At 62.2% G+C, this 13,024-nt stretch carries 9 protein-coding genes and 2 pseudogenes; 7 read left to right on the top strand and 4 right to left on the bottom strand.

All coding sequences use genetic code 11. The features are described 5' to 3' along the window. Both VNX23_RS15500 and VNX23_RS15495 read right to left on the bottom strand, forming a co-directional pair. Positions 1–296, bottom strand: a 296-nt coding sequence (locus VNX23_RS15500) for a GNAT family N-acetyltransferase (protein ID WP_325631406.1), incomplete at its 3' end; no start/stop codon positions are given. Between the two features lie 25 nt (positions 297–321). Continuing rightward, the gene (locus VNX23_RS15495; RefSeq protein ID WP_325631400.1) at positions 322–1,821 is read right to left on the bottom strand and encodes an NAD(P)H-hydrate dehydratase; all 1,500 of its coding nucleotides are present in this window, start codon (positions 1,819–1,821) and stop codon (positions 322–324) included. Between the two features lie 350 nt (positions 1,822–2,171). Here VNX23_RS15495 and VNX23_RS15490 point away from each other — a divergent pair, with 350 nt between their 5' ends. Beyond that, a complete protein-coding gene (locus VNX23_RS15490) occupies positions 2,172–2,510 on the top strand; it encodes a P-II family nitrogen regulator (protein ID WP_072824146.1) in 339 nt (112 codons plus the stop codon). Between the two features lie 159 nt (positions 2,511–2,669). Then, positions 2,670–4,079 (top strand): type I glutamate--ammonia ligase, encoded by a 1,410-nt coding sequence (gene glnA, locus VNX23_RS15485; protein ID WP_325631399.1) that lies wholly within the window; start codon positions 2,670–2,672, stop codon positions 4,077–4,079. A gap of 286 nt (positions 4,080–4,365) precedes the next feature. Here the strand turns inward: glnA and VNX23_RS15480 are convergent, their stop codons facing one another. Further along, positions 4,366–5,688 carry an ammonium transporter gene (locus VNX23_RS15480; RefSeq protein ID WP_325631397.1) on the bottom strand — a complete coding sequence of 441 codons (1,323 nt, stop codon included), beginning with the start codon at positions 5,686–5,688 and terminating at the stop codon, positions 4,366–4,368. A 208-nt stretch (positions 5,689–5,896) separates the two neighbouring features. On the opposite strand from VNX23_RS15480, the gene VNX23_RS15475 reads away from it, so the two are divergent. The 5 genes and pseudogenes from VNX23_RS15475 to VNX23_RS15455 form a co-directional block, all read left to right on the top strand. Next, the gene (locus tag VNX23_RS15475; RefSeq protein ID WP_325631396.1) at positions 5,897–6,229 is read left to right on the top strand and encodes a hypothetical protein; all 333 of its coding nucleotides are present in this window, start codon (positions 5,897–5,899) and stop codon (positions 6,227–6,229) included. Positions 6,230–6,310: 81 nt separating this feature from the next. Next, complete coding sequence (locus tag VNX23_RS15470) at positions 6,311–8,017, top strand: protein kinase domain-containing protein (RefSeq protein WP_325631395.1); 1,707 nt, start codon at positions 6,311–6,313, stop codon at positions 8,015–8,017. After that, the gene (locus VNX23_RS15465) at positions 7,984–8,325 is read left to right on the top strand and encodes a hypothetical protein (protein ID WP_325631393.1); all 342 of its coding nucleotides are present in this window, start codon (positions 7,984–7,986) and stop codon (positions 8,323–8,325) included. The genes VNX23_RS15470 and VNX23_RS15465 overlap by 34 nt, the downstream gene beginning before the upstream one ends. Further along, positions 8,273–9,273 (top strand): annotated as a pseudogene (locus VNX23_RS15460) (TorF family putative porin). Before VNX23_RS15465 ends, VNX23_RS15460 begins: the two are co-directional and overlap by 53 nt. A gap of 74 nt (positions 9,274–9,347) precedes the next feature. Next, positions 9,348–9,458, top strand: a pseudogene (locus VNX23_RS15455) (hypothetical protein); the annotation flags it as partial. Positions 9,459–9,576: 118 nt separating this feature from the next. On the opposite strand, the gene VNX23_RS15450 reads toward VNX23_RS15455, so the two are convergent. Then, positions 9,577–12,765, bottom strand: a complete 3,189-nt coding sequence (locus tag VNX23_RS15450; protein WP_325631392.1) for an autotransporter domain-containing protein — start codon at positions 12,763–12,765, stop codon at positions 9,577–9,579. Positions 12,766–13,024 lie beyond the last annotated feature (259 nt).

Below are 13,024 nucleotides of genomic sequence, written 5' to 3'. Positions count from 1 at the left end.
TTGCGCTGAAACGTCCAAAGCTGCAGCCGATCGGCCGCGCGCTTTGCGACATCGAGCAGTTTGCTGCCGATGCCGCATCCCTGCGCTTCCGGCAGCACGTAAAGCTGCTCAATCCAGTCGTCGTGAAAGGCAATCAATCCGGTCAAGGTCTCGCCGTCGAAGGCTCCCCAAAGCGAAGCGGTCTTGAACACGCGCTCGCGATAGAACCACTGATCTTCATCGGGCGTATGGAGCCCAATCAGCCAGGGCATGGCGTGGTCGAATGCAGCGCGATGGACCCGCGCCGCAGCATCCATGTCGGCGAATTCGAGCCGGCGCAGATCAATAATCAACGCCGAACTCGTCGTAGAGACGGCGCGTCACCGCCGGCAAGGTTTCCGGGAGATCTTCCGCAATCAGGCCGGGCCCGGCCTCGCGCGCCGCCTCGCCATGCATCCACACCGCGATCGAGGCGGCCTCGAACGCCGGTACGCCTTGCGACAGCAGGCCTGCAATCATTCCCGAGAGCACGTCGCCTGCGCCCGCGGTCGCAAGCCACGGCGGCGCATTGGCGGCAATCGTCGCGCGCCCGTCGGGCGAGACCACCACCGTGTCCGGCCCCTTCAGCAGGACCACGCCGCCGGCGCGTTCGGCGGCATCCCGTACCCGTTCGAGCTTGGAGCGAAACGGATGCTTGTTGCTGATATCGCTGAACAGCCGTGGAAACTCGCCCTCATGCGGGGTCAGGACAGCTTGCGGATCGGAAGAATGCCTGATCGCTGCGAACAATTGTTCGGGGTGACTTGCAAAACTCGTCAGCGCATCGGCATCGAGCACCACGGCTCGCTTGGCCGACAATGTCGTCAGCACGAAGTCTCTCGTGCGCTCGCCGACGCCTGCGCCCGGCCCGATCACGCAGGCGTTGAAGCGGTTGTCGGCGAACATCTCGGCGAATTCCACCACCGTATCGACGGCGCGGACCATGACGGCCATCAGCGCGGCGGCGTTGACGGCGAGTGCATCGCGTGGCGAGGCCAGCGTGACGAGGCCCGCGCCCGCGCGCAAGGCGCCGCGCGCCGCAAGCCGCGCCGCACCGGTTGCAGCCAGTCCGCCGGAAACGACGGCGACGTGGCCGCGGCTGTATTTATGCCCGTCGATCTCGGGCACCGGATATGAGCCGCGCCAGAACGAGGGGATGTTTTCAAAGGTCTTGGGCGCAATCTCGGCAAGCACCTTGGCATCGATCCCGATGTCGGCGACCCGCACCCGTCCGCAGTATAGGCGGCCGGGCAACAGCAAATGCGCGGGCTTGCGGCGGAAGAAGGTCACCGTCTCCACCGCGCGCACGGCGGTACCCATGACAGCGCCTGACGTGCCGTTGATGCCGCTCGGCAGGTCTACGGCCAGTACCGGCGCGCCATTGGCGTTGATCGCCTCAATCATCTCAAACGGCTCGCCGTTGACCGCCCGATCGAGGCCAGCCCCAAACAGCGCATCGACGATCAGCGCCGGCTTGCCGATCGCCTGGGGATTGAACGGCAATACCGGGTATTTCCAGCCGCGCGCGGCGGAGGCCGCATCGCCCTGCAGGCTCTCGCGTTCGCAGAGCAGGATGACCTGGACCTCGCGGCCGTGCGCAGCGAGCTCGGCTGCGGCCACAAAGCCGTCACCGCCATTGTTGCCGGGGCCTGCGATCACCAGGATCGGACCTTCGGCGGCCATATCCATCGCCGCCGCAGCGACGGCCTGGCCGGCGCTCAGCATCAGCGCGAAGCCCGGCGTTCCCGCGGCGATCGTGAGCCGATCGGCACGCTCCATCTCGGCGGTCGTCAGAACTTCCATGCCCAATCCCCTGACAGAAACGCCTTTTCCGGAGGCACTTTTCCCAATTCCCGGCGCGCTGGGCCCAAACATATGCGCACCGTTTGATCTGTTTGCCTATTTTTGCATCTGCCCTATGATTGGACGATTCTCGCCAACCGCTTTCGGGTACCCAGTAAAGGTCTGAAAAAATTCAAGAATCAGGCGTCTTAACGATTTGGCATAGACCCTGCTTTCGAGGAAGCAGTTCTGGTGGCTTCGGCAGGCAAATATCAAGCCTGCGACCCGGCCACCGGATCTGCGTCATCGCGCGATCCGCGCGCAACAAACCTGAACGTCCTTGACCTTAAGAAAGTGCCGGGAGGCAACCTGTGAAGAAAATTGAAGCCATCATCAAGCCGTTCAAACTGGACGAGGTTAAAGAAGCGCTTCAGGAAGTCGGACTTCAGGGCATCACCGTCACCGAGGCCAAGGGATTCGGGCGGCAAAAGGGCCACGCCGAGCTTTACCGCGGCGCTGAATACATCGTCGATTTCCTGCCCAAGGTGAAAATCGAGATCGTCATTTCCGATGAACTGGTCGAGCGGGCGATCGATGCGATCCGCCGCGCGGCGCAAACCGGGCGGATCGGCGACGGCAAGATTTTCGTGTCCAATATCGAGGAGGCCATCCGCATCCGGACCGGTGAATCCGGGCTCGATGCCATCTAGCGCATGACGAGAAGACGGTTGGACCGACCGGGTGCCGCTTGAAGCGGCATTTCTCGGCTTATTCGGATATTGTGTTGAACATCCCCCAATTGTATTGACCTTAGGCCGGGTGCTGCCGTCTGCGGCCCCAGACCAAGACAGTCATAACAAGGGGGATTCATGAAGACCGCCAAGGATGTCCTGAAGTCGATCAAGGACAACGACGTCAAATACGTCGATCTGCGCTTTACCGATCCGCGCGGCAAGTGGCAGCACGTTACCTTCGATGTCACCATGATCGAAGAGGACACCTTTGCCGAAGGGTTGATGTTCGACGGCTCCTCGATTGCCGGCTGGAAGGCGATCAACGAATCCGACATGTGCCTGATGCCCGATCCGGTCACGGCCACGATCGATCCGTTCTTCGCGGAAACCACCCTGGTCCTCACCTGCGACGTGCTGGAGCCGACCACGGGCGAACCCTATAACCGCGATCCCCGCAGCATGGCCAAGAAGGCCGAGGCCATGGTCAAGTCGATGGGCGTCGGCGACACCGTCTTCTTCGGCCCCGAGGCCGAGTTCTTCGTCTTCGACGATGTCCGCTTCCAGACCACGCCTTACAATACCGGCTTCAAGCTGGACTCCTCGGAGCTGCCGATCAACTCCGACACCGAATATGAAGGTGGCAATCTCGGTCACCGCATTCGCACCAAGGCCGGCTACTTCCCGGTGCCGCCGCAGGACTCCGTCCAGGACATGCGCTCGGAGATGCTTGGCGCCATGGCCAAGATGGGCGTCAAGGTCGAAAAGCATCACCACGAAGTGGCCTCCGCCCAGCACGAACTCGGCATGAAGTTCGACACGCTGACGCTGATGGCCGACCACTTGCAGATCTATAAATACTGCATCCAGCAGGTCGCGCACATCTACGGCAAGACGGCCACCTTCATGCCGAAGCCGGTCTTTGGCGACAACGGCTCGGGCATGCATTGCCACCAGTCGATCTGGAAGGGCGGCAAGCCGGTGTTCGCCGGCAACAAATACGCCGACCTCTCGGAGACCTGCCTCCACTACATCGCCGGCGTCATCAAGCATGCCAAGGCGATCAACGCCTTCACCAACCCGACGACCAACTCCTACAAGCGCCTGGTTCCCGGCTATGAAGCGCCGGTGCTGCTCGCCTACTCCGCGCGCAACCGCTCGGCCGCCTGCCGAATTCCCTACACTTCAAATCCGAAGGCCAAGCGCGTCGAGGTGCGTTTCCCCGATCCGCTGGCCAATCCCTATCTCGGCTTCGCCGCAATGTTGATGGCTGGCCTCGATGGCATCAAGAACAAGCTCGATCCGGGTCCGGCGATGGACAAGGACCTGTACGATCTGCCGAAGGAAGAGCTGAAGTCGATCCCGACCGTTTGCGGTAGCTTGCGCGAGGCGCTGGAAAACCTCGACAGCGACCGCGCCTTCCTCAAGAACGGCGGCGTGTTCGACGACGACTTCATCGACAGCTATATCGAACTGAAGATGACCGAAGTGGAGCGCTTCGAGATGGCCCCTCACCCGGTCGAGTTCGAAATGTACTATTCGGGATAAGCCGTCGGCGGAAATTCCCGCTGGTGAAAGACAAAGGGGCGCTCCGGGCGCCCCTTTTTATTTTGACAATGCCGCACACACCGGAACCGAGAGATCACTTGGCTTCAGTATAACGGCAGGGATATGCCAGTGTCTCACGCAAGCCTCACGACGCCGTGAGCGTGAGCGTATGACTGAAAATATGTCGGCCACTGCAGCAGAAAACCGACCGGGCTTGCCGGGCGGTTTTGCTGCGAGCTTGCGTTATTCGTTACCGCCGAAGCGGCGACACCTCTCACGCCTACGACTATTCGCCCTCAGCGCCGATCGCATACGCCGTTTCGCCGTGCACCGCATCGTCACCCACCTTTAGAGTTGCCTCATCCATGCGCAGCGGCACGATGAACGAGATAACCTTGAGGATGATGAAGGTTGCGATCACGTTGTACACGACAATGAAGGCGGCGCCTTCAGCCTGAGTCAGAACCTGAGCAGCATTGCCGTAGAGCCAGCCGGTCACGTTGACGCCCGGCGCCTCCTTGTCGGTGCCGATATACAAAAGCATGTCCGGGTTGGCGAAGACGCCGGTCAGAAGACCGCCGGTCAGACCGGCAATGCCGTGCGTGGACAGCACGCTCAACGTGTCATCCACCTTCATCATGAATTTGGCCTTCTGCAGCTTGTTCATGGCAAGCCATGGGATGATGCCTGCGGCGATGCCAATGGCCATCGCGCCGAGGCCGTCGACATAACCCGCGGCGGGCGTGATGGCGACAAGACCGGCGATCATCCCGTTGACCGCGCCCAACACGGACGGCTTGCCATAGGCAATCTTGTCAAGCAGCGTCCAGACCAGAAGGCCCACCGCGGTGCAGGTGTTGGTGTTGAGAACTGCCGCGCCCGCATTGGCGTTGGCAAAATAGGGATCGCCGCCGTTGAAGCCGTTCCAGCCCAGCCACAGAATTCCCGCACCCGCCAGCGTCATCAACAGGCTGTTGGGCGGAAAATGGTCGCGATCGGCCTGCAGACGCGGCCCTACCATCCATGCCGCCACGAAACCGGAAGTTCCGGCGGCGACATGGATGACGTAGCCGCCCGAGAAGTCCGCAACCCCCAGGCCGGCAAGCCAGCCGCCGCCCCAGATGCTGAACGCTCTGACCGTATAGACCAAGGTCATCCACACCGGGCAGAAAATCATCCACGCCGTGAAGTTCATGCGGCCAAGCACGGCGCCGGCGAGAATGATGACGGTGATGGCGGCAAACACGAACTGGAAGAAAATCAGCGTCGCCATCGGAAAGGTGAGCGCCGGCATACCCGACGCCGCAGCCGGCACGATCGCCTGACCGGTGGTATAGGCGGCCGAGGTCGCCAAGCCGGGCTCGCCTAGAAACGGAAACCATTGCTCCCCGAAGGCCAGCTTGTAATCGAACAACACCCAGACAACCAGGACCGAGGCGAAGGCGTACATCGCCATGAAGGCGGAGTTGATCGCCCATTTCTTCTTGACGATACCGCCGTAAAGAATCGTCAGCCCCGGTATGCTCTGCATACCGACGAATGTGGCGGCCGCGAGCTGCCAAGCGTTATTTCCAGTATCGAGCCATTGTGGTGATGGTACGAGTGCCATAAGTACGTTCCCCAAGTTATTCCTGTGCTCACTGCACACAGAAGTACCCCGGCGGAACGCAAGGAACATACCACCTTGCGTTGAGCCCATCCCGGAATTGACCGAAATGGGTTTTTAGGGATTTTCTGGAAACGGCTTATCCTGAAGCTCCGCTTCGGCGTTGATAAGAAAACAAGCAGATGATCATCATATGGGCAGAGATGAAACTATGCGAAGTGTACGGATAAGATGGGCACTGTCGATTGGCATTCTCTCGATCAGCCTGTCGGCTTCCGCAATTGCAGGCGAGGTTCAGCGCGGCGAGGCCGCGATCACCTGCACCAATCCGGCCAGCGGTGCGAACTGGCAGGTGAGGATCGACTATGACCGCTCGACGGCCGATTCCTATCCGGCGCGCATCAGCGAGACGCAGGTTTCGTGGCGCGACACATCCGACGGCGGCAATTACACGCTTGATCGGAAGTCCGGGGACCTTACGGTGATCGTCGCGTCGAGCACCGGTGGCTATTTCCTTCATCATCGTTGCAAGCTGCAGAACTGAGATCGTGATCCCGGAAGATGATCGCCATCATCTCTCACGATCCGGGCGGCGGCCGGCGCCCCGAAAGTTGGAACGAGGGCGATGACTGCGCGGGTTTCCGGCCTCAAGGTAAGTGTCGGGTTTGCCTCGAGGCGCGGTCCGCGCAAACGCAACGAGGATTTCGCCGGCGCGGTTTTCGGGTCGGAAATGCCCAAGCCGCGCCACGACGTGGTGGCCGCCATCGCCGACGGAATGGGAGGTACGAGCGGCGGCCGCCAGGCAGCCGAGATTGCGGTGCGCGGCTTTCTCGATGGATTTTGCGATCTGCCCGAGACCATGGAAGTGCGGCGCGCCGCGGCCGTCGTCCTCGACGCGCTCAATGGCTGGATCCATTCTCAGGCTCAGCGGGACCCGAACTTGACGGGGATGGGATGCACCTTCACGGCGCTCGTGCTGCGCGGCCGCATCGCCCATGTGTTGCATGTGGGCGACACGCGCGCCTATCGACTAAGTCGCGATCATCTGACCGCGCTTACAACCGACCACGTTCGGCAGGTGAGCACCGGCCGCTCCAACCTCCTCACCCGCGCGCTGGGCGTCGAAACCGAAGTGCGGCTCGACTACACGAGCCAACCGATGGCGCAGCACGACCGCTTCTTGCTTTGCAGCGACGGCGTGCACGGCTACCTGCCGGCTGAGACAATCGCCGACATCATGCGCGAGCGCGTTTCCTCGGAAGATACGGCCCGCGCACTCGTTGCAGCCGCGCTTCAAGCCGACAGCACGGACAATTGCACCGCCTTGGTGCTCGACGTGGTTGGTCTGGCTACCGCGCAGTCGGCGGATATCGGCGTCAACATCGCGGAGTTGCCGTTGATTCCCGTGCCGCTTGGCGGCGAGACGGTCGATGGCTTTGTGCTCAAGGCGCTACTTTCCGACGGTCGCTACAGCCGCCTGTTCGGCGCTATCGATGAGGTTGAAGGAGGCGAAGTGGCGTTGAAATTCCCCAAGCCTCTTGTCGGGAGCGTGGCAAGCTATCGGGCAGCCTTCGTCCGCGAGGCGTGGGTGGGCGCGCGCGTGACCAGCCCCTGGCTTGGCCATATCATAGAGCTGCCGCAAGGACGGCAGACCTGTCTCTATACGGTCATGCCGCTCTACCAGGGCGAGCTGTTGGAAACCCGGATTGCTCGCCGCCCCGCGCTGGGACTGGAGGAAGGACGGAGTATCGGCATCAAGCTGGCTCGGGCGGCGGCGGCGCTGCATCGCGTCGGGATCGTGCACCGCGACATCAAGCCGGACAATGTGATACTTGAAAGCGAGGGCTCGCTGAAGCTGATCGACTTCGGTGTCGTGCGCGTGCCAGCAGCCGAGGATTTCCCGTCGCAAGAGATTCCGGGCACGCTCGCTTACATGGCGCCGGAAATGATTGACGGCGAGCCCGGCAACGAGGCAACAGACGTTTACGCTCTGGGCGTTACTCTGTTCCGCGCTTTCACCGGTGAATTCCCCTACGGCAACGCCGACGCCACAAGTGCGCCGCGCCGCGACCGGGCGACGCCGCTGTCCGCTTTGCGCCCGGACCTGCCGGCCTGGCTCCAGGCCACACTGGCTCGCGCGATCGCATCCGACCCCGGCGAGCGCTTCCACGACATGACCGAATTTGCCGTCGAATTGGAAGCGGGGCCTTCAAGCGCACCGATGGCGGTCCGCCGGCCTCGGACGCTCTATGAACGCAACCCGATTCGTTTCTGGCAGGCCGTTGCCGTACTCCTTGCATGCGCATTGCTGCTGTCGCTGCTTCGACGGTAGGCCTGATTTCCGGTGGGTTTGCCGCTTTCCGTGACAGGACAACCGTAGGTTTTTGGTCATACTGCTACATGCCACCGGAAATATTTCGCGAAATTGCCGTAACGCCCGAAAATTCGTCAATTGCCGAACTTTTTTGCTTTCCAGGTAACGACGTACTCCCCCACATAGCAAAACAATCGAATCTACTTCCGGCTGCATATCGTTTTCATGAAGAAACGTTCGCTGGCCGGGAGCGCTTGATGGGGAATCATCGTCATGAAGAAAGCGGTTTTGTTGGCAACGGCGCTGGCATTGGTGGTGTCTGGTAGTGCGGGTCTGGCGGCCGACCTGCCCGTGAAGGCGAAGGCTCCGCCGCCTGCGCCCTTCGATCCCTGGGATATTGCCTTCGGTGGCGGGATCGTGAGCGACTACGTCTTTCGCGGTGTGACCCAGTCGAACCATCAGCCTTCCGTCACGGCCTATTTCGAACCGCGCTACAACGTCAACAAGGACTTGCAACTCTATGTCGGCACCTCCGCGGAGAGCATCTCCTTTGCCAACCGTGCTGCGGCCGAGGTTGACGTCTAGGCGGTGTTCGCCCGACTTTCGGGGCCTTCGCCCTCGACTTCGGTATCTGGGGTTACCTGTATCCGGGTGGAAGCTGCGTTGATGGCAACACCCTGACCGGAGGGATTCCCGGCGGGTTTGTCTGCCCTGTCAGCACCAACACAATCTTCCTCGCCAACGGCAACGTCTTGAAGAAAGACCTCAGCTTTTACGAGGTCTACGGCAAGGGCAATTACACCGTCAACGACAACTGGCAGTTCGGCGTGAACGAATACTACACGCCGAGCTTCCTGAACTCCGGCGCCTGGGGCGACTATGCGTCGATCACGGGCAAATACACCGCGCCGGGCACAATCTTCGGAAAGAGCGGCGTCGGCATGTACGTATCCGCCGAATTCGGCAGGCAGTGGCTCGGTACGACAGATGCGTTCTATCGTGTTCCGGGCTTCCCCAACGGCATTCCCTATGCCAGCTATGATACCTGGAACATTGGGATCGGCTTCACCTACAAGGTATTCACGCTTGATCTTCGTTACTCCGACACCAACCTGTCGAAGGGTAATTGCAACGCCTTCACGAGTGCTTTCAACGCCTCGGGAGTGAACAACGTGACGCCGATAAATCCTGGTGGCGCGGGCACCAACTGGTGCGGCGCGGCCGGCATCGCCAAATTTTCGGCCGACCTGACGGCGATGACAAATTTGAAGTGAGCTTTCTCGATCGGTCGATGCGTCGCACGACAAGCGCATAAGCTCGGCGGATCTGGCTACGGCATTTGCGGCTGGCCAAGCGCGTCGAGGTGCGTTTCCCCGATCCGCTGGCCAATAATCCCTGTCCCGGCTTCGCCGCGATGTTGATGGCTGGCCTCGATGGCGTGAAGAACGAGTTCGATCCGGAGAATCTGGACAAGAACCGCCCCCGCGATGACAAATGGGGTTGCGTCGTAGCCAGGGTCACAAAAACAACAAAGGGCGCATCAAACCGGCGCCCGTTTTGGCAACCGTCGGCTTCGCTCACCACACATACCGGATGACGCCCTTGCCGGCGTAAGAATTGGTGACAGCCGAGAACTCACCCTCGAAGGTTGCCGCCGCCGACCATCCGTTCTTCCATTTCATCTCGATGGAGGCCGTGGTTAGCGTGGAATCGGCGGCTTGGGCGGCGCCGTTGACGACGAAGCTTGCGCCCGGCAACGACTGGAACGTCGCGGCGATGTTGCGGTCGCCATCGTAGTCATGCGCCCAGGCCAAACGGCCACGTAACGTCAGAATGCCCTCGTCAACCGCAAATGACCGGTCGGTGCGGATACCAAATTCGGTTCGCACATCAGTGACGTCTTTCGCGTTATAGGTCAGCGCAAAATTATTGGTACCGATAATCGCCTGCTCGGCATAGGCCGGCAGATCGAAAGTCACGAACTGCGCCGCCGCGTAGGGCGTGATGCCGATGCCGCCAATGGCCGGCGAGACCAGGCGATAACCGCCCTCCAACCTTCCCGACCACGCATTGGCATTGAAATCGGCGCGAAGTTTATCGAAGCCCGCGACGGTGACGGTGCGGTTGGTGGTGATGTCCTGCCAGCCATAGGCGAGCGCAGCCGAGACATAGGCCGGACCCTGGTTGTGACGAACATAAGCGCCCGTCTGGAACAGATCGGAGCGGCCCGTGCCGCCATTGGCCACCGAGAAACTCGTGCCGCCGCCGGCGAGCGCAAAGCCTGCGATAGTCGTCGGCGAAATCAGGTAATCGGCGCCAACCGCGGTTGCAGCAATGTTGCTGGTGGTGTTGTTCGATCCGAGCACCGCATTGCCGCCGGTTGATTGCGAGCCGCCAAAGCCCGCGGCCCAGACGCTCCAGCGCTGCCCCCACCCTAGCCCTCCCCCGCTTGCGGGGGAGGGTTGGGAGGGGGACGCCTTGGTGAACATCGCGAACGCATCGGTCTTTTTGGTCGCAGCGTAGGCGCTCGCTTGACCGTCTTCCTCGGCGTAACCCGATGACAATGGCGGGTTACCTCCGCCGCCACGGTTGATGAAAGGATCGCTCATCAGCCCCATGAACTGTCCCATCGCATTGAACGTGGTCTGCTGCGAGCCTGTCGCGGTCTCGCCCGAGACTTGCGTCAGGCTATTGGCAAGGCTCGCACCGCCTTGGCTCAGCAAGTTAAAGAAAGCGAGCGGCAGCCCACCGCCATTGCTGAAGAAGGTGCTCAAGCCCGCGGCCACGTTCTGCTGATTGACGTTCAATCCCGAAGCCGTCGGAAGCGCCAAGAAGGTGAGAAAGACGTCGTTCGGATCGTAGCTGAGCGAACCGGCGAAGATCCCGGATGCCACGTGCGGATTGAACGTACCGATCACGCCGCCGCTCGCGGTCAGGATGGTATATTTGGTGCCGGGCGAAATGACGCTGCCGCTCGCGATGCTCACGCTGGCGCCGTTGAGCGTCGCCGAACCGCCGGTGACGACCGTCTGGGCCGCGTTTGCGCCGTTGATGCCGATCAGATACGTCGCCACAGCACTCTGGAACGCGAGGTTGCCGGTGATCGTCATCGTGCCGGTCGGGTTTGCCGCATTACCCGGCGCGAGCGTGCCGATGATCGTGGTAACGGCCGGATCGACAATACCGATACCCGACAACGTGCCGCCGGCATTGACGGTGACCGTTGAGGACGCGATCGAGCCATCCACTTCCAGCGTGCCGCCATTGACGGTCGTTGAGCCGGCATAGGTATTGGCGCCAGCCAGCACGAGCCTGCCGCCACCCGTCACGGCAATCCCGCCACTTCCTCCACCCGCCGGCCGGGAGCCATTCTGATCAGCGATCACGTCGTTGATGGTTTGGGTGATGCCGGCGCCCGGCGCGAAAGTGATCGTGTTGTTGCCTTGAATGAAAATGCCCGCGCCGAACGCCGAGCTAGCCGTGCCGGCCGTGCCGCTGGCGCCGCCCGTTCCCCCGTTTCCGCCGGTGACGCTATTGCCATTCACCGACAAAGCGCCGGCGAGCGTGAGCGTGCCGCCCTGTTGCACGAAGATGGCGCCACCCGCGCCAAGGCCGCCCCCGCCGCCGCCGAAGAAGGTCAAGGCGCCACCGCCAGTGCCGCCACCGAAACCACCCAGACCTCCCATGACTAGACCGGCGCCAGCGCCGCCGCCCCCGCCGAATCCGCCGAGGCCACCGGTGCCGCCATGACTAATGCCTCCCGCGCCACCGCCACCACTGCCGCCACCGCCAAAGCCACCATTGGAGCCGCTGCCGGCACCGCTTGTGCCGTTGGCCGCGGCAGCGCCGCCGCCGCCGCCGAATCCGCCATCACTGCCGCCGCTATTGTTGCTGATACCAGAGCCGCCGCTGACGCCACCGCCGCCGCCGACGCCGCCACTACCTCCACCGCCGCCACCACCTCCACCGTTGAGGCCACCAGCCGCCCCGCCACCATTGCCGTTGCCGCCGCTGGCGGCGCCATTGACAATGCCGGCGCTGCCAACGTTGCCGCCATTGCCGCCATTGCTCCCAACACCGACGCCGCCACCCCCGCCGCCGCCTGGGCTGCCACCGCCACTGCCACCATTGCCGCCAAGGCCGCCACCGCCGCCGCTGCCGGTCGCACCGGAGACGCCCGCATTGCCGCCATTGCCACCCAGCGCGTTATTGCCGGTGAGCGAGACATTGCTCACGCTGACTTGCGCGCCGCTTGCGACAAAGAGCGCACCGCCGAGCCCAGCACCACCGCCGCCACCGAAACTGCCGCCATTGCCGCCGCTGCCGCCCTGGGCCTGGGCGTTGGTGATGGCGAGATTGTTGATGGCGACGTTGCCGCTGAAAACCAACAGACCGCGCTGCGATCCGTTGCCGTCGATCGTGCTGGTGTTACCGTTGATGGTGAGGCTTGAGCCGCTCGCCAGATTGATCGCCGCAAGCGCGCTGGCCAGGCCGACGGTGCTGTTGGCCGCAAAGTTGAAGGTGTAATTGGTGTGGGCCGCGGCATTGGCACCACCGACGTCAATACTGGCGATGGCGTTATTGAGGCTCGTGAAATCGGTGATGGTGAAGCTGGTGGTTTGCGCCTGTGCAGGTCGGCCTGCCGCCAACATCGCCGCAACCGAACAACTCGCCAACAGCACGCGCCGCGCCAATGCCATCGCACAATTCCCCCAAACCGTGCCCGCGCCGCCAGCGGCAAGGTCAGTGATATGGCGCGCGGCCATGATCATCACGCCAAGCGCGCGTGGAGACGTCGCGAAAAGGTTTCCCCAGAACCGGACGGAGCCTTAAGCAGGATCGCCCAACCCCCGTCGTCAACGACGGAGCCTTGCTATCACCGCTCAACGACGCGGGATGTGCCCAATGTCTCGCGCAGTATCAAAAACCGCGAGCGTGAGCGCATGACCACGAACATCATCTGACCCCATTGCAACGCTCGACTCGTAGTTGACGTCGTGATTAATTGCTCGCTGCTCAAGGGCA

The organism is Bradyrhizobium sp., assembly GCF_035570375.1.
Lineage (GTDB): Bacteria > Pseudomonadota > Alphaproteobacteria > Rhizobiales > Xanthobacteraceae > Bradyrhizobium.
The sequence above is the reverse complement of the archived record's forward strand: the minus strand, read 5'-3'. Positions and strand labels throughout refer to the sequence as shown.